Raw genomic sequence first — 18,142 nt, forward strand, 5'->3', positions numbered from 1 at the left:
CACGCCGCCAGCGTTCGTCCTGAGCCAGGATCAAACTCTCCGTGAATGTTTACCCGTAATCGGGTGACACCACGAGAGCGGAACAGTCGGAGGAATAATCCGACCGTTCACAGCGTCCTCGCTGTGTGTATTTCAAAGGAACCTCAACCTGAACCGGATGAACCGATCAGGCCGGAGGTATCAACATATCTGGCGTTGACTTTTGGCACGCTGTTGAGTTCTCAAGGAACGGACGCTTCCTTTGTACTCACCCTCTCGGGCTTTCCTCCGGGCGCTTCCCTTCGGTCTTGCGTTTCCGCTCTATCAGATCTTTCCGATCCGATTTCCTCGGTGCTTTCCAGGTTCCCGCTTTCGCGTTTCCCTTTCCGGCGGCTCCGACTCTATCAGAGATTCTGAGTCGGAATTCCCGCCCTCCGGGGGCGGCTCCGATCCACGAAGTGGTCGGGTGCCCGTCCGAGCGGAGTTGTAAACGTACTGGAGCGGGACGCCTCGATGCAAATCGAGGCGCCCCGCTCCAGGTTGACGCTGCCGGAGATCCGACGGGCCGTCAGACCTCCACCACGACAGGGAGGATCATCGGCCGGCGCCGGTACGTGTCCGAGACCCACTTGCCGAGCGTCCGGCGCACCAGCTGCTGGAGTTGGTGGGGCTCGACGACCCCGTCCTGGGCCGAGCGCTCCAGTGCTTCGGTCACCTTGGGGAGCACCGCGGCGAACGCGGAGTCCTCGATGCCCGAGCCGCGGGCCTGGACGTGCGGACCCGCGGTGATCTTGCCGGTGGACGAGTCGATGACCACGAAGACCGAGATGATGCCCTCGTCACCGAGGATCTTGCGGTCCTTGAGGGCGGGCTCGCCGACGTCACCGACGGAGAGGCCGTCGACGTAGACGTATCCCGCCTGGACCTTGCCGGAGATCTTCGCCTTGCCCTCGACGAGGTCGACGACGACGCCGTCCTCGGCGATGACGATGCGGTCGTGCGGAACGCCGGTGAGGGCGCCCAGCTCGGCGTTGGCGCGCAGGTGGCGCCATTCGCCGTGGACCGGCATCAGGTTCTTCGGACGGCAGATGTTGTAGAAGTACAGCAGCTCACCGGCCGAGGCGTGGCCCGAGACGTGGACCTTGGCGTTGCCCTTGTGGACGACGTTGGCTCCCCAGCGGGTCAGGCCGTTGATCACGCGGTAGACCGCGTTCTCGTTGCCCGGGATGAGGGACGAGGCCAGGATCACCGTGTCGCCGTTGACGATGCGGATCTGGTGGTCCCGGTTGGCCATGCGGGACAGCGCGGCCATCGGTTCGCCCTGGGACCCGGTGCAGACCAGGACCACTTCGCTGTCCGGCAGATCGTCGAGGGTCTTGACGTCCACGACGAGGCCCGGCGGCACCTTGAGGTAGCCGAGGTCCCGGGCGATGCCCATGTTGCGGACCATGGAGCGGCCGACGAAGGCGACCCGGCGGCCGTATTCGTGCGCCGCGTCCAGGATCTGCTGGATGCGGTGGACGTGGCTGGCGAAGCTCGCCACGATGATCCGCTTGCGGGCGCCGGCGAAGACCTGGCGCAGGACGTTGGAGATGTCCCGCTCCGGCGGGACGAAGCCGGGGACCTCGGCGTTCGTCGAGTCGGAGAGGAGGAGGTCGATGCCCTCCTCACTCAGGCGCGCGAAGGCGTGCAGGTCCGTGAGGCGGCCGTCCAGCGGGAGCTGGTCCATCTTGAAGTCGCCGGTGTGGACGACCATGCCCGCGGGGGTGCGGATGGCGACGGCCAGCGCGTCCGGGATGGAGTGGTTGACCGCGACGAACTCGCAGTCGAAGGGGCCGACGCGTTCGCGGTGCCCCTCCGCCACCTCGAGGGTGTACGGGCGGATGCGGTGTTCCTGGAGCTTGGCCTCGATGAGGGCGAGGGTCAGCTTGGAGCCGATCAGCGGGATGTCCGGCTTCTCGCGCAGGAGGAAGGGGACGCCGCCGATGTGGTCCTCGTGCCCGTGGGTGAGGACGATGCCCTCGATGTCGTCGAGGCGGTCCCGGATGGACGAGAAGTCCGGCAGGATCAGGTCGATTCCGGGCTGCTCCTCCTCGGGGAAGAGCACTCCGCAGTCGACGATCAGCAGACGGCCGCCGTACTCGAAGACCGTCATGTTGCGGCCGATTTCGCCCAGGCCGCCGAGCGGGGTGACCCGGAGGCCGCCCTTCGCGAGCGCCGGGGGACGGCCCAGTTCAGGATGCGGATGACTCAAAAGACTCTCCTCACCACGCACGCCACGTACCGGTGGGCACGTGGCGCGCGTGACGTTCGTGCAGAAGCAGTTGTCGTATGGGGTGCGGGCACCGGTGGCCCGCCTATTCAGTTGTGAAGTCCGTGCGGCCGTGCGGTGGTGCGAAGTCTGTTGTCAGAGCTGTACCCCGCCGGCGGCAAGATCGATCTTGAGCTGGTCTGTCTCCTCGGGCGTGAGACCGACCATCGGCGCGCGCAGCGGTCCGGCGGGCAGCCCCTGGAGGGCGAGCGCGGCCTTGGCGGTCATGACGCCCTGGGTCCGGAACATGCCGGTGAAGACCGGGAGCAGCTTCTGGTGGATCTCCAGTGCCTTCTGTACGTCACCGGCGACGTGCGCGTCCACCATGGCGCGCAGTTCCGGGGTGACGACGTGGCCGACGACGGAGACGAAGCCGACCGCGCCCACGGAGAGCAGCGGCAGGTTCAGCATGTCGTCGCCGGAGTACCAGGCGAGTCCGGAGCGTGCGATGGCCCAGCTGGCGCGGCCGAGGTCGCCCTTGGCGTCCTTGTTCGCGACGATCCGGGGGTGCTCCGCGAGGCGGACCAGGGTCTCCGTGTTGATCGGGACGCCGCTGCGGCCGGGGATGTCGTAGAGCATGACCGGCAGCCCGGCGGCGTCGGTGATCGCCGTGAAGTGCAGGTAGAGGCCCTCCTGCGGGGGCTTGTTGTAGTACGGCGTCACCAGCAGGAGGCCGTGTGCTCCGGCGCGCTCGGCGGCGCGGGCCAGCTCGATGCTGTGCTGGGTGTTGTTGGTCCCGACGCCGGCGACGACGTGGGCCCGGTCGCCGACCGCCTCCAGTACGGCTCGTACGAGGTCCGCTTTCTCCGCGTCGCTGGTGGTGGGGGACTCGCCGGTGGTGCCGTTGACGATCAGGCCGTCGTTGCCTGCGTCCACCAGGTGGGCGGCGAGCCGCTGGGCGCCGTCGAGGTCGAGTGCGCCGTCCGCCGTGAAGGGCGTGACCATGGCGGTGAGGACCCGCCCGAAGGGGGTCTGCGGAGTGGAGGTCGGAGCCATGGGTTACACGCTACTCGTTGCTCAGGGCGGGGTCTGCCTTAGGGCCTGTCGAGAGGTATGTGGAGCCCGGCACTGCCTGCTCGGGGGTTCAAGCAGTGCCGGGTCCCTTTGATCAGGCTAGATGAACTTCTCGAAACGCCGCAATACGGACACTTCGCACGGCTGATGCGCACATGTGTGCCCGGCTTCGGGACGCGTTACGGCGCGACGCGGCCGTTGGCGTTGAAGGCGGCGTGGGTGAGGGGCATGAGCCGGGCCCACTCCGTCTCCATCTTCTCGCCGACCATCTCGATCTCCCGCTGCGGGAAGGAGGGCACCTTCGCCAGCTCGTGCTGGGTGCGCAGGCCCAGGAAGTGCATCAGCGAGCGGGCGTTGCAGGTGGCGTACATCGAGGAGTACAGGCCGACGGGGAGCACCGCGCGGGCGACCTCGCGGGCGACACCGGCGGCGAGCATCCGCTGGTACGTGGCGTACGCCTGGCGGTAGGAGTCCTCCATGGCGCCGCCCACCAGCTCGTACTGCTCCGGGCTGCCCTCGACGAAGACGTACTTGCCGGGCCGGCCCTGCTGGACCAGCTTGCGGGAGGTGTCCGGGACGTAGAAGACCGGCTGGAGCTCCCGGTAGCGGCCGGACTCCTCGTTGTACGACCAGCCGACGCGGTGCCGCATGAACTCGCGGAAGACGAAGATCGGGGCGCTGATGAAGAAGGTCATCGAGTTGTGCTCGAACGGGCTGCCGTGCCGGTCCCGCATGAGGTAGTTGATCAGGCCCTTGGAGCGCTCCGGGTCCTTGTCCAGCTCCGCGAGGGACTGCTCCCCGACGGTGGAGACACGGGCGGCGAACAGCACGTCGGAGTCGGTCGCGCTGCTCTTGACCAGCTCGACGGTGACGTCGCTGCGGAGTTCGATCTTGGAGTCGTCGGGGGGTGTGTCGGTCACGGTGTGGAGGGCCTTCCCAGCTCGTCGTTTGGCGGGGCCACTCTACGGCCACCGCTGAATCGGGCTTTCACTGCCGTGCCGCAATGAAGTCGGTGAAACAGGGCACCTGGAGGGGCGTTCGTTCGTCTGTATGAGTAACAGCGAAGCAGTAAGTCCCCGAAGGGAGACGCAGCTCCATGATCCGCCGGCGTGAACCCGTGCCGTTCGCCTTCGTCGCCGAAGCCGACAGGTTCCGCAGCAATGTCACACCCCCTCCCCGCGAGCGGGCGTCCTTCGGCCAGCAGGCCGGACGCTGGCTGCTCGGTCTCACCGTCGTCGCCGGGATCGCGGGCTCCCTGCTGATCGGGATGCCCGCCCTGTCGACCGACCAGCCCTCGCCGCACAAGCAGCCGTCACAGGCGTCCGAGGGACGCTAGACGGGCCGGGGGACGGTCGGGGCCGCTCCGTCCGGACCCCCGAGAGTGGTGACCGCAGACACAGATCGGTAGCCTCACCGGGCACAGCACATGACATGTGCCATGGAACGAGTGAGGACCAGCCGTGCCCCTGCCCTTCCTGACGGCCGACCGCGCCTTCGACGCGGCCGACGACGTCGCGCTGCCGTACGACGACCGCGATCTGTGGCGCCGGCCCTACCGGCCGGGGCCCTGGCGGGTGGGGGCGGCGGCGCTGATGCTGCTGCTCGCCTCGTTCGTGCTGCTCGCGGCGGTGATCATCGCCGCTACGGGCACGCTGTCCTCGGCCGGCGTCGTCTTCGGCATCGCGGCCGTCGTCATCGCCTGCGCCCTGCGGATGCTGCGCATGGGCGTGTGGGTGAGCGCGCACGGAGTGCGTCAGGTGGCTTTCCTCAGCACGCGCACGGTGGCCTGGCAGCAGGTCGCCAGCATGCGCACGGTGCAGCAGCCGGTGCGCTGGCTCGGGCTGCCGCGCACGGTGCAGGGGCAGGCGCTGCTCCTCGTCCGGCAGGGCCGGTCCACGGACCCGCTGCCACCCCTGCTGACCACGCACAACTCCGACTTCCTCGCCCGCGAGGACGCCTTCGACCGGGCGGCCGACGCCGTGGAGGCGTGGGCCGCCGAGTACCGGCGGGTCTGAGCCGCGCAGCGGTCAGGCCGCCTCGACGGGCTTGCCGTCGTGGAGGGCGATCGCCCGCTGCATCGCCTTGCGGGCCCGCGGGGTGTCGCGGGCGTCGTGGTAGGCGACGGCCAGACGGAACCAGCTGCGCCAGTCGTCCGGGGCGTCCTCCGTCTCGGCCTTGCGCAGGGCGAAGACCTCGTCGGCCGACTCCCGGTCGACGCGGCCGCTGGGGGTGCGCTTCAGGTCGTCCACAGGCAGTCCGCCCTCGGCGTCGAGTTCCGCGGCGAGCTGGTTGGCCCTGCGGACGAACTGGGTGTTCTTCCACAGGAACCAGATGCCGATGACCGGCAGGATCAGCACCGCGACGCCGAACGTGACGGTGAGGGGTGTGCCGGCCTCGATGAGCATCACGCCGCGGCCGCCGGCCAGGACGAAGTAGAAGACCAGGACGGCGGCCGTGACGAGGTAGGAGATCTTCGCGCGCATGGGGTCAGGGGCTCTGTTCGGGGTCCGGGCCGGGTCTCAGCTCAGGTCCAGGAAGTGTTCCAGGCCGAAGGTGAGGCCCGGGGTGGTGACCACCCGGCGGGCGCCCAGCAGGATGCCCGGCATGAAGCTGCTGTGGTGCAGGGAGTCGTGCCGGACGGTGAGGGTCTCCCCCTCGCCGCCGAGCAGGACCTCCTGGTGGGCGAGGAGGCCGCGCAGGCGGATCGCGTGGACCGGGACACCGTCGACGTCCGCGCCGCGGGCGCCGTCCAGGGCGGTGGCAGTGGCGTCGGGCGCCGGAGCGGAGCCTGCCTTCTGCCGCGCCTCGGCGATCAGCTGGGCGGTGCGGGTGGCGGTGCCGCTGGGGGCGTCCACCTTGTTCGGGTGGTGCAGCTCGACGACCTCGACGGACTCGAAGTACGGGGCGGCGAGCTGCGCGAACTTCATGGTGAGCACGGCGCCGATGGAGAAGTTGGGCGCGATGAGCACGCCCGTCTCCGGGGAGGCGTCGAGCCAGGAGTTCAGCCGCGCGAGGCGTTCGTCGGTCCAGCCGGTGGTGCCGACGACGGCGTGGATGCCGCGGCTCACGCAGTAGTCGAGGTTGTCCATCACCGAGGCGGGGGTGGTCAGCTCGACGACGACCTGGGCGCCGGTGCCGGCCAGCGTGTCCAGGCTGTCGCCCCGGCCGAGGGCGGCGACCAGCTCCATGTCCTCGGCGGCCTCGACCGCCCGTACCGCCTCGGAGCCGATCCGGCCCTTGGCACCGAGGACGGCCACGCGCAGCTTGCTCATGTCTCTTGCTTCCTTACCGGGGATCGTTAGGCGACGGCGTCGTGCAGCCGGGACGCCTGCTTGTCCTTCAGCGGGCCGATGACCGACAGCGAGGGCCGCTGCCCCAGGACGTCGCGGGCGACCGCGCGGACGTCGTCCGGCGTGACCGAGGCTATCCGGGCCAGCATGTCGTCGACGGACATCTGCTCGCCCCAGCACAGCTCGCTCTTGCCGATGCGGTTCATCAGCGCGCCGGTGTCCTCCAGGCCGAGGACCGTGGAGCCCCGGAGCTGGCCGACGGCGCGGCCGATCTCGTCGTCGGTCAGTCCGTGCTCGGCGACGTGGTCCAGCTCGTCGCGGCAGATCTTCAGCACGTCGTGCACCTGCGAGGGCCGGCAGCCCGCGTAGACGCCGAAGAGGCCGCAGTCGGCGAAGCCCGACGTGTACGAGTACACGCTGTAGGCGAGACCGCGCTTCTCGCGGACCTCCTGGAACAGACGCGAGGACATGCCGCCGCCCAGGGCGGTGTTGAGCACGCCCATCGCCCAGCGCCGGTCGTCGGTGCGGGCCAGGCCCGGCATGCCGAGGATGACGTGGGCCTGCTCGGTCCTGCGGCCGATCAGCTCCATGCGCCCGGCGGCCCGGACGGTGCGCCGTCCGCCGCGCGGGGCCACGGGTGGGGCCACCGGCTCACGGAAGGCGCCGGCCTTCTCGAAGGCGGCGCGGACCTGGCGTACGACCTTGTTGTGGTCGACGTTGCCGGCCGCGGCGACCACCAGGTGGGTGGGGTCGTAGTGCTTCTTGTAGAAGCGGCGGATGCGGTCGGCGGTGAGGGCGTTGACCGTGTCGACGGTGCCGAGGACGGGGCGGCCGAGGGCGCTGTCGCCGAACATGGTGTGCGCGAAGAGGTCGTGCACGCAGTCGCCCGGGTCGTCCTCGGTCATCGCGATCTCTTCGAGGATGGCGCCGCGTTCGACGTCGACGTCCTCCTCCTGGATCAGGGAGCCGGTCAGCATGTCGCAGACGACGTCGATGGCGAGCGGCAGGTCGGTGTCGAGCACGCGTGCGTAGTAGCACGTGTACTCCTTCGCCGTGAACGCGTTCATCTCGCCGCCGACGGCGTCGAGGGCGGCGGAGATGTCCAGGGCGCTGCGTCTGCGGGTGCCCTTGAAGAGCAGGTGCTCCAGGTAGTGGGTGGCGCCGTTCAGGGCCGGGGTCTCGTCGCGGGAACCGACGTGGGCCCAGATGCCGAAGGTCGCCGAGCGGACCGAGGGCAGGGTCTCGGTGACGATCCGCAGGCCGCCCGGGAGGGTGGTCCGGCGGACCGTGCCGGTGCCGTGCTCGCCCTTGATCAGGGTTTGGGTACGGGCGACGGCCCGCGCCTCCGAGGAGGTGCGGGCCGTCGCCTTGGAGCCACGGGGCGTCACTTGTCGCCGTCGTCCTTCTTCTCTTCGCCGCCTTCTTCGCCCTCGATCACGGGGATCAGGGAGAGCTTGCCGCGCGAGTCGATCTCGGCGATCTCGACCTGGACCTTCTGGCCCACACCGAGGACGTCCTCGACGTTCTCCACGCGCTTGCCGCCGGCCAGCTTGCGGATCTGCGAGATGTGCAGCAGACCGTCCTTGCCGGGCAGCAGGGAGACGAACGCGCCGAAGGTGGTCGTCTTCACGACCGTGCCCAGGTAGCGCTCGCCGACCTCGGGCATGGTCGGGTTGGCGATGCCGTTGATCGTGGCGCGGGCGGCCTCGGCGGCCGGGCCGTCGGCGGCACCGATGTAGATGGTGCCGTCGTCCTCGATCGTGATGTCGGCGCCCGTGTCCTCCTGGATCTGGTTGATCATCTTGCCCTTGGGGCCGATGACCTCGCCGATCTTGTCGACCGGGATCTTCACGGTGATGATCCGCGGCGCGTTCGGGGACATCTCGTCCGGCGTGTCGATCGCTTCCATCATCACGTCGAGGATGTGGAGGCGGGCGTCACGGGCCTGCTTGAGGGCGGCGGCCAGGACGGAGGCGGGGATGCCGTCCAGCTTGGTGTCGAGCTGGAGGGCGGTCACGAACTCCTTGGTGCCGGCGACCTTGAAGTCCATGTCGCCGAAGGCGTCCTCCGCACCGAGGATGTCGGTGAGGGCGACGTAGTGCGTCTCGCCGTTGATCTCCTGGGAGATCAGGCCCATGGCGATACCGGCGACGGGGGCCTTCAGCGGCACACCGGCGTTCAGCAGCGACATGGTGGAGGCGCAGACCGAGCCCATCGACGTCGAGCCGTTGGAGCCGAGGGCCTCGGACACCTGGCGGATCGCGTAGGGGAACTCCTCGCGCGTCGGCAGCACCGGCACGATCGCGCGCTCGGCGAGGGCGCCGTGGCCGATCTCGCGGCGCTTCGGGGAGCCGACGCGGCCGGTCTCGCCGACGGAGTACGGCGGGAAGTTGTAGTTGTGCATGTAGCGCTTGCGGGTCACCGGGGAGAGGGTGTCCAGCTGCTGCTCCATGCGGAGCATGTTGAGGGTGGTGACGCCCAGGATCTGGGTCTCGCCACGCTCGAACAGCGCGGAACCGTGCACGCGCGGGATGGCCTCGACCTCGGCGGCCAGGGTGCGGATGTCGGTGACACCGCGGCCGTCGATGCGCTTCTTCTCCTTGATGACGCGCTCACGCACCAGGGACTTGGTCAGCGAGCGGTACGCGGCGGAGATCTCCTTCTCGCGGCCCTCGAACTCCGGGAGGAGCTTCTCGGCGGCGAGCGTCTTGACGCGGTCCAGCTCGGCCTCGCGCTCCTGCTTGCCGGCGATGGTGAGCGCCTGGGAGAGCTCGGGCTTGACGGCGCCGGCGAGGGCTTCCAGGACGTCGTCCTGGTAGTCCAGGAAGACGGGGAACTCGCCGGTCGGCTTGGCGGCCTTCGCGGCGAGGTCGGCCTGGGCTCGGCACAGCACCTTGATGAAGGGCTTCGCGGCCTCGAGACCGGCGGCGACGACCTCCTCGGTGGGGGCCTCGGCGCCGCCCTCGACGAGCTTGACGGTCTTCTCGGTGGCCTCGGCCTCGACCATCATGATCGCGACGTCGCCGTCCTCCAGGGCGCGGCCCGCGACGACCATGTCGAAGACGGCGTCCTCGAGCTCGGTGTGCGTCGGGAAGGCCACCCACTGACCGCGGATCAGTGCGACGCGGACGCCGCCGATCGGGCCGGAGAAGGGCAGGCCGGCCAGCTGCGTGGACGCGGAGGCGGCGTTGATCGCCACGACGTCGTACAGGTGGTCGGGGTTGAGGGCCATGATCGTGGCGACGACCTGGATCTCGTTGCGCAGGCCCTTCTTGAAGGACGGGCGCAGCGGGCGGTCGATCAGGCGGCAGGTGAGGATGGCGTCCTCGGAGGGGCGGCCCTCACGGCGGAAGAAGCTGCCGGGGATCTTGCCGGCGGCGTACATCCGCTCCTCGACGTCCACCGTGAGCGGGAAGAAGTCGAGCTGGTCCTTGGGGTTCTTGGAGGCGCTCGTGGCCGACAGCACCATGGTGTCGTCGTCCAGGTAGGCCACGGCGGAACCGGCGGCCTGCCTGGCCAGCCGTCCCGTCTCGAAGCGGATGGTGCGGGTGCCGAACGCGCCGTTGTCGATGACGGCTTCGGCGTAGTGGGTCTCGTTCTCCACTAGTGATTTCTCCGATACTTTGTCGTCTTTTGTCCCGCGCCGCCCGTGTGGCGGGGGGACGATGCCGGAGAAGCGTTCCGTGCAATGCGGGCCGGTCTTCGATCGAAGCACCCGGGATTCTGCCCCCGGGGGCCACTACCGAGGACCGGCGGCGGCGAAGCGCGCTTCTCCTCGTTTCGTTCGTCGAGTCCTACGTCGTACGTGCTGTGTCTGATACCACACTACAAAGGGCGGGCGACACCGCGCACGTACAGCAAAGGGAGCGGCCCCCGAACGAATGGGAACCGCTCCCTTCACGGCGTCCTACTTGGCGCCCGCCGCACCGCGGCGGATGCCGAGGCGCTCGACCAGCGCACGGAAGCGCTGGATGTCCTTCTTGGCGAGGTACTGCAGCAGCCGGCGACGCTGGCCGACCAGGATCAGCAGACCACGACGGGAGTGGTGGTCGTGCTTGTGGGTCTTGAGGTGCTCGGTCAGGTCGGAGATCCGACGGGACAGGAGCGCGACCTGGACCTCGGGGGAGCCGGTGTCGCCCTCCTTGGTACCGAACTCGGAGACGATCTGCTTCTTCACTGCGGCGTCGAGCGACACGCGTACTCCTCTTAGTCTGTGTGTGGCCACCGAGTGCCCCCGGTCTACGTCTCGGGGGATCTTCCGTAACTCGGAAGGCGGGGATCCGCTGGGCGCGGCCTCCAGGGCTCAGGCTCCGGGGGCGCGTACACATACGGCCGTCACACAGCGTACCAGCCTGGACGGAGGCCCTTTTCCCCAGGCTCGGCGGCCCGTCCGCCACCCTTGCGGTCACGGTTATCCACAAACCGCTGAACAGGCAGAACGACGAGAAGTAGGGTGACCGCACAGACAGCTCGCAGTGCAGGAAGGACCGCCCACCATGGTCGATGCCGAGGACCAGGAACTCAAGGCGCGCAAGGACCGGGAGCGGGACGAGCTCTACGCCCTCGACATCTCCAGCGTCGAATGGCACAGCGCGCCCGGCACCGAGGAGCACGAGGAGCGGGTGGAGATCGCCTACCTGCCCGAGGGTGCCGTGGCCATGCGGTCGTCGCTGGACCCGGACACTGTGCTGCGGTACACGGAGGCGGAGTGGCGGGCGTTCGTGCTCGGGGCGCGGGACGGGGAATTCGACCTGGAGCCCGCGGGGCGGGATGCCGAGGGCGGCGGCCAGTAGCATCCCGGCGGGCGGCGGCCACGCGGCGGCCGCCCGCGCAATCCGCCTCAATTTCCTGACATCGACCGCGCCGCGGCATAGACGTCGAACACGGCGAGCGCCAGGGGAATCAACGTCAGCAGCACGAAGACTTCGGCGATCTCCATGAACCGTCCCCAGAAAGGCGTCACGCCGCGCCGCGGGACCATCAAGCCGATCGCGGTGACCAGGGCCACGGCCCCCACGACCACCGCGGCCAGCCACACGCTGCGGATGTCAAGGGCGCCGGTGTCGCCCTTGAGCGCGTCGTGCCAGTACTCCACTGGGGGGTTCATCGCCAATCCCAGACCGAGGAAGACGAGACAGGCGAGCCCGGCGGCCAGCGATGCGGCGACCTGAGCGGTGTAGCGGAAGAGCTGAGCCCGCATCACCATCGCGACCCCGGTGGCGAGCGTAAGCAGTTGCGCCCACACGTTGTCCGTGAAGCTCAGCACGATCGACGCGCCCACCGAGATCAGCGCACAGCCGCCGACCAGTCCCGCGAGGAGTTCGTGGCCGCGACGTGCCTGGGCGGCGACGCGCTCGGCGTCCACGGGTTCCGGGGCGGTGTCGTCCGCCGAGTAGGAGCCGCGCGGCCCGTTGGGCGGCTCGAAGCCGATGGGGATCCTTGCGAAGCGTAGGGACAGGCCCGGCAGGAAGGCGAGGGCGCACACCGACAGGGGCGCGCAGATCGCGGCCGCCTCCATGGGCCGTAGGTCCGTCAGCATCGCCACGAACGTCGTGAGCAGGCCGATCGCCGCGCCGAAGACGAAGGCCACGAAGGGGCTGTCGCCGCCCGGCGACACCAGGGTGAGTACCACGGACACGACCAGGACAGCCGCGCACGCCAACAGGAACTGAAGCCGCCCGACGCCCTGCCCGTCGGCGAGCGGCAGCAGTCCTGAACCGGCCACGGCGATGTTCGGCAGCGCGCCCAGGCCGAGGGCGACCGCGAAACCCCGGTCGTCGTAGACGCGGGCTCGGACACACGCGAAGGTGACGAGAAGGACTCCGGTGACCGCGGCGACTATGCCTTGCAGGCTGTGCATGTCGTGGCGGATGTGGGCACTCCAGACCACGAACGCCGACAGCGCCGCGAGGACCCCTGCGCCGACCAGGCCGGCCACGCGCGTGAGCGCGCCGTCCCACAAGGTGCGGTCGTGGGTGACGGCGGATGCGACGGCCTCCGAGACGTCGTCGAAGACGGCCGGGGGGAGGGAGTCGGCGAACGGGCGCAGTGTGAGCAGTTCGCCGTCCAGGATGCGCTGGGCCGCAAAGGACCGGGCACTGTCGAGGACGGTCCCGTCCCGTCGTACGAGGTGATATCCGACCGGTGCGCCCTCAGCGGGACTCTGCCGGGAGAACCGCAGAATTTCGGGGTACAGGTCGGCGACCGGTACGTCGTCGGGCAGTGCCACGTCGATGCGGCTGTCGGGCGCAACGATGGTGACCCGGCAGAAGCCGAGCCCCGAGCCCGCCGCGGCCGGGGCGACGGTGCCCCCCGCTCCGCCTGTCGCGCCGGTGGGCGCGGAGGCCGTCATGGTCACCCGGTGTTCCCCCTCATAGGTGATGTCGGAAAGGTGCGGTACGGACGCGGCCTCGCCGCCGCCCGGACGCCTGGCAGGTGTGCGCTTCTGCCGAGCGTTGCGCGGTCCACAAGGTTCCCGGCCCTGTTCCCGGCGGGTTCGCAAGTGCGCACGCGTCGCACAGGCACCCTACCGCCCGGTGCTGTCGGTGCGTGTCAGTAGGATCGCCCTCCGCGACCGACGTGCGCCGGGAGACGGGCGGCGGACGGAACGGGTCGGCCAGCCAAGGGAATTGGTACGCATTGAGTCACATCATCGTCAAGCGCCCGCCTCGGGCACTGCCGAAGAACGTGCCCACGGAGGAGGTCCACCTCCAGCCACCGCCGGAACTTCCGCGCGGGCAGCAGGAGGGCGTCTGGATGCAACTCCTGCCCATGCTCGGCATGGGCGGGTCCGTGGTTTTCTTCTTCAGTCCCCAGGCCCATCCCTTCATGAAGATCATGGGGATGGTGATGGTGGCGTCCACCGTCGCCATGGGTGTCGCGATGCTCATCCGCTACCGCCGCGGCAACCAGGGCCAGATGGCCGACATGCGCAGGGACTACCTGCGCTACCTGTCGCAGGCCAGGCGGGCCGCGCAGAAGACGGCGACGGCTCAACGCGACGCCCAGTACTACCTGCACCCCTCGCCCGAGCAACTGTGGGCGCTGGTCGCCGAGGGCAGTCGGACCTGGGAACGGCGCACCGGTGACGAGGACTTCGGACAGGTACGCGTGGGTCTCGGCCCGCAGGCCCTGGCAACTCCCCTGGTACCACCAGAGACCGCTCCGGTGGACGAGCTTGAGCCGCTGACCACGGGCGCCATGCAGCGCTTCCTGGCCACGCACAGCATCCTTGAGGACCTGCCGATGGCGGTCTCACTGAGGGCCTTCTACCACGTGACGATCAGCGGTGAGCCGGTCACCGTTCGCGGCACCGCCCGTGCCGTCACCGCCTCGCTCGCCGCGCTGCACTCGCCCGAGGACCTGGTGATCGCCATCGCCGCCGGGCACGAGTCTGCGCCGGAATGGGAGTGGGCCAAGTGGCTGCCCCACGTCCAGGCCGAGGGTGTCACGGACGGCGCGGGCTCCAGGCGCCTGATCACGGCCGACCCGGCGGCCCTGGAGGACTTGCTCGGCGCTCGTCTTGAGGCCCGCCCCAGGTTCCACCCGGGCGGACGACCGGTGCCCGAGCAGCCGCACCTGGTTGTTGTGCTCGACGGGGTTTCCCTGCTGCCGACGTCGCTGCTGGCCACTCCTGAGGGCCTGCAGGGCGTGACTGTGCTGGAGGTGGTTCCCGGCACCCTCACGACCGGGCGCGGAGACCTCTCTGTCGTCGTACAGCCGAAGGCCCTGCGCCTGGAGTCGGCCCACGGCGCGGTCTACGAGGGCGTGCCCGACGTCCTCTCCGCCCCTGGCGCGGAAGCGCTGGCCCGGCAGCTCGCGCCGCTGCGCATGGGGGCCGGCGGGGACAACGACGAGCCGCTCCTCGCCAATCTGGACTTCACCGACCTGCTCGGTCTCGGCGACGCCGCCTCCGTCGATCCGCTCCGGACGTGGCGGCCACGCTCACAGTCCGAACGGCTCAGGGTACCGATCGGCGTCGGCGAGGACGGCCGGCCCGTGATGCTCGACCTGAAGGAGGCGGCGCAGGAGGGCATGGGGCCGCACGGCCTGTGTGTGGGTGCGACCGGCTCCGGCAAGTCGGAGCTGTTGCGTACGCTGGTTCTCGGCCTGGCGGTGACCCACTCGTCCGAGACCCTCAACTTCGTACTCGCCGACTTCAAGGGTGGTGCGACGTTCGCCGGGATGGCCCAACTCCCCCACGTCGCCGCCGTGATCACCAACCTCGCGGACGACCTCACGCTGGTGGACCGGATGGGCGACTCGATCCGCGGCGAGCTCAACCGCCGGCAGGAGCTGCTCCGCGACGCGGGCAACTACGCCAACATTCACGACTACGAGAAGGCCCGCGCGGCGGGTGCCGCGCTGCAGGCGATTCCCTCGCTCGTCCTGGTCATCGACGAGTTCAGTGAACTGCTCACGGCGAAACCGGACTTCATCGAGATGTTCGTGCAGATCGGCCGCATCGGCCGGTCACTCGGGGTGCATCTGCTGCTCGCCTCGCAGCGGCTCGAGGAAGGACGCCTGCGCGGACTGGAGACCTATCTGTCCTACCGGATCGGTCTGCGCACCTTTTCCGCGGCCGAGTCCCGGGCCGCGCTCGGCGTCCCGGACGCCTACGAGCTGCCGAACGTCCCCGGTTCCGGCTTCCTGAAGTTCGGTACCGACGAGATGGTGCGTTTCAAGGCCGCGTACGTGTCGGGGGTGTACCGCGCGAGTGCACGGCAGACGGCGTCCTCCGGCGGCCCGCCGCCGGTCGACCGGCGGCCGGTGCTGTTCACCGCCGCCGAGGTCCCGGTGCGGTACGCGGCGGTACCGCCACAGCGCGAGGAGGGTCTGGACGAGTCGGGCGACGCCCTCGCCGACACCGTGCTCGACGTCGTCGTCCGGCGGCTGGAGGCGCAGGGCCCGTCGGCACACCAGGTGTGGCTGCCGCCGCTGGACAGCCCGCCGTCGCTCGACGCGCTGCTGCCCGGCCTCGCCCCGGTGGCAGGGCGCGGCCTGACCCAGCCCGGCTACGAAGGCGCGGGGCGACTCGTGGTGCCGCTCGGCATCGTGGACAAGCCGTACGAGCAGCGCCGGGACCCGTTGTGGGTGGACTTCTCGGGCGCCGCCGGCCACATGCAGATCCTGGGTGGACCGCAGTCGGGCAAGTCGACGCTGCTGCGGTCGCTCATCTCGTCCTTCGCCCTCACGCACACCCCGCACGAGGTGCAGTTCTACGGACTGGACTTCGGTGGCGGCGGCCTGTCGGCGGTGGCCGGCCTGCCGCACGTAGGCGGTGTGGCCTCACGCCTCGATCCCGAGAAGGTACGACGCACGACGGCCGAGGTGTACGGCGTGCTGACCCGCCGGGAGGAGTACTTCCGTACGACGGGCATCTCCTCGATCGCAGAGTTCCGCGCCCGCCGCGCGCGAGGCGACATCACGGTGACCGATCAGCCGTGGGGCGACGTGTTCCTTGCGATCGACGGGTGGGGGAACTTCCGCGCGGACTACGAGGCGCTGGAGTCGATCGTGCTGGACATCGCGGCCCGCGGACTCGGCTACGGCATCCACGTGGTCCTCACCGCGTCGCGCTCCATGGAGGTCCGCAGCAACCTCAAGGACCACCTGATGAACCGCCTCGAACTCCGGCTTGGCGACCCGATGGACTCCGAGTTCGACCGCAAGGTCGCGGCGACCGTACCGACGGGCGTTCCCGGGCGTGGCCAGACTCCGCAGAAGCAGCACTTCATGGCGGCGGTCCCGCGCATGGACGGGCTGTCCTCCGACACGGACCTCGCAGAGGCCACGCAGGCGCTCGGGAACGAGGTCACGCGGCACTGGCAGCAGCCGGGTGCGCCCGCGGTGCGGTTGCTGCCACGCGAGTTCCCGGTGCACGAGCTGCCGCCGGGCGACCGGTTCCCGCGACGTGGCGTGTCGTTCGCGCTCGACGAGGACAACATCGAACCGGTCTTCGTGGACTTCGACCAGGATCCGTTCTTCCTGATCTTCGGCGAGAGCGAGTCCGGCAAGTCCAACCTGCTGAAGGTGCTCATCCAGCGGCTCACCGAGCGCTACGACGGCGACTCCTGCAAGCTGTTCGTCATCGACAACCGCCGCTCCCTGCTGGGGGTGACCCCGCCCTCGCACCTCGCCGAGTACGTGCCCATGTCGAATCAGATGCAGCATCACATGGACGCGCTGGCCGAACTGATGCAGCGCCGTACGCCGACCGCCGACGTCACGCCGGAGCAGTTGCGCGACCGCAGTTGGTGGCAGGGCCCGACGGTGTACATCGTCATCGACGACTTCGACCTGGTGGCCACGTCGAGCGGCAACCCGCTGGCGGGCCTGACGGAACTCCTCCCCTTCGCCAGGGACGTCGGCGTGCGCTTCATCATCGCCCGCTCGACCGCGGGCGCGGGCCGCGCCGGTTACGAGGCCTTCATGCAGCGCCTCAAGGAACTCGGCGCCCAGGGCGTCGTCCTCGGCGGCGATCCGGCAGAGGGCGACCTGCTCGGCGGAGTACGGCCGCGTCCGATGCCGCCGGGGCGGGGTGTGTTCGTGTCGCGGCGGCGAGGGAAGCCGCTGGTGCAGGTGGGGTTGGTGGAGGACCCCGGCGGCCGGTGGTGAACGGGGCCCTGGCGGCCGGTCCGGTCCGCCAGACGGCCTTCGGGTGAACTGCTCCAGATACGAGAGAGGGTGGGCGTCTCCCGTGCACGCCCACCCTCGTCCTCGTCGCAGCAACGGCTCGGACCGCCTGCGCCAGTTACCCCACCTGCCGCACCGGCGGCTACTGCAGGTACCTGGACGCCGCCAGGTCGCCCTCCATGTACGTACCGCCGGACGAGCCGACGACGTGTCCGATGCTCATGAGGGCCTGGTGGATGTCACTGGTCTCCTTGCGCCAGAGTTCCAGCTTCAGCCCATAGGCTTCCTGAGCCTTGCCCGCCCAGTACTGTTTGCTGCCTTCCACCATCTTGGTGAGCTGCTGAATGTCCTCGTCGAGCAGCTTCGCCTCGTTGGCGAGGTTGGTCGCCGCGAAGTCGAGTCCGTCGTAGGTCACCTGCAGACCGTCGGCGTTACGGCTCATCTCTGCTTACCCCTTCTCGTTCCGGATGTGCTCCGGCTGTGGCTGTTGTCTGCACCGCGCGCCTTGCCCAATCGGGCGTCCGGTGCCTGTTGACCGCTCGCCTCAGAACGAGCTGAGGGGCGACGACTGCACGGTGGGAGCGCCGTCGTTGACGTTGATCTTGTTCACGGCGGCAAGGACTTCGTCTTCCTTGCTGTCCTTGATGTTGCGCGTCGCGGTCATCGCGTCCACGACGTCGGCGAGGATGCGGCCCATGTTCTGCAGGGACGTGTTGATCTCGTACTGCTTCTTGTCGAACGCGGCACGGCCGATGCCCTGCCACTGGCCCTCAAGGCTGTCGATCACACCCTGAAGGTTGTGCACCCGCTTGCGGATGCTCTCGAACTTCTCGTACATGTCCTTCTGCAGCTTGATGACTGCTGCATCTTCGAGCTTCTGGTCGACGGCCATGATCCGCCCCTGCCCTCCCTG

General features: G+C 69.4%; 15 protein-coding genes. 4 read left to right on the top strand and 11 right to left on the bottom strand.

All coding sequences use genetic code 11. From position 1 onward, the window contains the following. Window positions 1-547: 547 nt before the first annotated feature. The 3 genes from DMH12_RS19720 to thyX all read right to left on the bottom strand — a co-directional run bounded on the left by DMH12_RS19720 (window position 548) and on the right by thyX (window position 4,224). A complete protein-coding gene (locus tag DMH12_RS19720) occupies window positions 548-2,233 on the bottom strand; it encodes a ribonuclease J (RefSeq protein WP_122615089.1) in 1,686 nt (561 codons plus the stop codon). 153 nt (window positions 2,234-2,386) lie between these two features. Next, window positions 2,387-3,286 (bottom strand): 4-hydroxy-tetrahydrodipicolinate synthase, encoded by a 900-nt coding sequence (gene dapA, locus DMH12_RS19725; protein ID WP_125492858.1) that lies wholly within the window; start codon window positions 3,284-3,286, stop codon window positions 2,387-2,389. A 197-nt stretch (window positions 3,287-3,483) separates the two neighbouring features. After that, entirely contained in the window at window positions 3,484-4,224 is a 741-nt protein-coding gene (gene thyX / locus DMH12_RS19730; RefSeq protein WP_125492859.1) for an FAD-dependent thymidylate synthase, read from the bottom strand. A gap of 176 nt (window positions 4,225-4,400) precedes the next feature. On the opposite strand from thyX, the gene DMH12_RS19735 reads away from it, so the two are divergent. Both DMH12_RS19735 and DMH12_RS19740 read left to right on the top strand, forming a co-directional pair. Further along, window positions 4,401-4,640 carry a hypothetical protein gene (locus tag DMH12_RS19735; RefSeq protein ID WP_125492860.1) on the top strand — a complete coding sequence of 80 codons (240 nt, stop codon included), beginning with the start codon at window positions 4,401-4,403 and terminating at the stop codon, window positions 4,638-4,640. 124 nt (window positions 4,641-4,764) lie between these two features. After that, the gene (locus tag DMH12_RS19740) at window positions 4,765-5,319 is read left to right on the top strand and encodes a hypothetical protein (protein ID WP_125492861.1); all 555 of its coding nucleotides are present in this window, start codon (window positions 4,765-4,767) and stop codon (window positions 5,317-5,319) included. A 12-nt stretch (window positions 5,320-5,331) separates the two neighbouring features. Here the strand turns inward: DMH12_RS19740 and DMH12_RS19745 are convergent, their stop codons facing one another. The 5 genes from DMH12_RS19745 to rpsO form a co-directional block, all read right to left on the bottom strand. Beyond that, window positions 5,332-5,787, bottom strand: coding sequence for a hypothetical protein (locus tag DMH12_RS19745; protein ID WP_125492862.1), 456 nt, complete (start codon window positions 5,785-5,787; stop codon window positions 5,332-5,334). 36 nt (window positions 5,788-5,823) lie between these two features. Further along, window positions 5,824-6,576: a 4-hydroxy-tetrahydrodipicolinate reductase gene (dapB, locus tag DMH12_RS19750; protein WP_125492863.1), complete on the bottom strand. Its 753-nt coding sequence runs from the start codon at window positions 6,574-6,576 to the stop codon at window positions 5,824-5,826. Between the two features lie 26 nt (window positions 6,577-6,602). Next, window positions 6,603-7,982 (bottom strand): pitrilysin family protein, encoded by a 1,380-nt coding sequence (locus DMH12_RS19755; RefSeq protein ID WP_125492864.1) that lies wholly within the window; start codon window positions 7,980-7,982, stop codon window positions 6,603-6,605. Beyond that, a complete protein-coding gene (locus DMH12_RS19760) occupies window positions 7,979-10,198 on the bottom strand; it encodes a polyribonucleotide nucleotidyltransferase (protein WP_122615096.1) in 2,220 nt (739 codons plus the stop codon). The genes DMH12_RS19755 and DMH12_RS19760 overlap by 4 nt, the downstream gene beginning before the upstream one ends. A gap of 303 nt (window positions 10,199-10,501) precedes the next feature. Then, window positions 10,502-10,789, bottom strand: a complete 288-nt coding sequence (rpsO, locus tag DMH12_RS19765) for a 30S ribosomal protein S15 (protein WP_064730122.1) — start codon at window positions 10,787-10,789, stop codon at window positions 10,502-10,504. A gap of 301 nt (window positions 10,790-11,090) precedes the next feature. On the opposite strand from rpsO, the gene DMH12_RS19770 reads away from it, so the two are divergent. Then, the gene (locus DMH12_RS19770; protein WP_125492865.1) at window positions 11,091-11,387 is read left to right on the top strand and encodes a DUF397 domain-containing protein; all 297 of its coding nucleotides are present in this window, start codon (window positions 11,091-11,093) and stop codon (window positions 11,385-11,387) included. A gap of 47 nt (window positions 11,388-11,434) precedes the next feature. On the opposite strand, the gene eccD is transcribed toward DMH12_RS19770, so the two are convergent. Beyond that, complete coding sequence (gene eccD, locus DMH12_RS19775; protein ID WP_125492882.1) at window positions 11,435-12,946, bottom strand: type VII secretion integral membrane protein EccD; 1,512 nt, start codon at window positions 12,944-12,946, stop codon at window positions 11,435-11,437. Between the two features lie 287 nt (window positions 12,947-13,233). On the opposite strand from eccD, the gene eccCa reads away from it, so the two are divergent. Further along, window positions 13,234-17,211, top strand: a complete 3,978-nt coding sequence (gene eccCa / locus DMH12_RS19780; protein ID WP_125492866.1) for a type VII secretion protein EccCa — start codon at window positions 13,234-13,236, stop codon at window positions 17,209-17,211. Between the two features lie 160 nt (window positions 17,212-17,371). On the opposite strand, the gene DMH12_RS19785 is transcribed toward eccCa, so the two are convergent. Next, the gene (locus DMH12_RS19785; RefSeq protein ID WP_125492867.1) at window positions 17,372-17,671 is read right to left on the bottom strand and encodes a WXG100 family type VII secretion target; all 300 of its coding nucleotides are present in this window, start codon (window positions 17,669-17,671) and stop codon (window positions 17,372-17,374) included. Window positions 17,672-17,773: 102 nt separating this feature from the next. Continuing rightward, window positions 17,774-18,121 (bottom strand): WXG100 family type VII secretion target, encoded by a 348-nt coding sequence (locus DMH12_RS19790; protein WP_125492868.1) that lies wholly within the window; start codon window positions 18,119-18,121, stop codon window positions 17,774-17,776. Window positions 18,122-18,142: the final 21 nt, after the last annotated feature.

Source organism: Streptomyces sp. WAC 04229, assembly GCF_003947455.1.
GTDB lineage: Bacteria > Actinomycetota > Actinomycetes > Streptomycetales > Streptomycetaceae > Streptomyces.

What these genes read in the sequence shown, in the direction of transcription:
- dapA (WP_125492858.1), bottom strand. Translation starts at nt 3,286, where the DNA reads ATGGCTCCGACCTCCACTCCGCAGACCCCCTTCGGGCGGGTCCTCACC.
- DMH12_RS19735 (WP_125492860.1), top strand. Translation starts at nt 4,401, where the DNA reads ATGATCCGCCGGCGTGAACCCGTGCCGTTCGCCTTCGTCGCCGAAGCC.
- DMH12_RS19745 (WP_125492862.1), bottom strand. Translation starts at nt 5,787, where the DNA reads ATGCGCGCGAAGATCTCCTACCTCGTCACGGCCGCCGTCCTGGTCTTC.
- dapB (WP_125492863.1), bottom strand. Translation starts at nt 6,576, where the DNA reads ATGAGCAAGCTGCGCGTGGCCGTCCTCGGTGCCAAGGGCCGGATCGGC.
- DMH12_RS19770 (WP_125492865.1), top strand. Translation starts at nt 11,091, where the DNA reads ATGGTCGATGCCGAGGACCAGGAACTCAAGGCGCGCAAGGACCGGGAG.
- eccD (WP_125492882.1), bottom strand. Translation starts at nt 12,946, where the DNA reads ATGACGGCCTCCGCGCCCACCGGCGCGACAGGCGGAGCGGGGGGCACC.
- DMH12_RS19785 (WP_125492867.1), bottom strand. Translation starts at nt 17,671, where the DNA reads ATGAGCCGTAACGCCGACGGTCTGCAGGTGACCTACGACGGACTCGAC.
- DMH12_RS19790 (WP_125492868.1), bottom strand. Translation starts at nt 18,121, where the DNA reads ATGGCCGTCGACCAGAAGCTCGAAGATGCAGCAGTCATCAAGCTGCAG.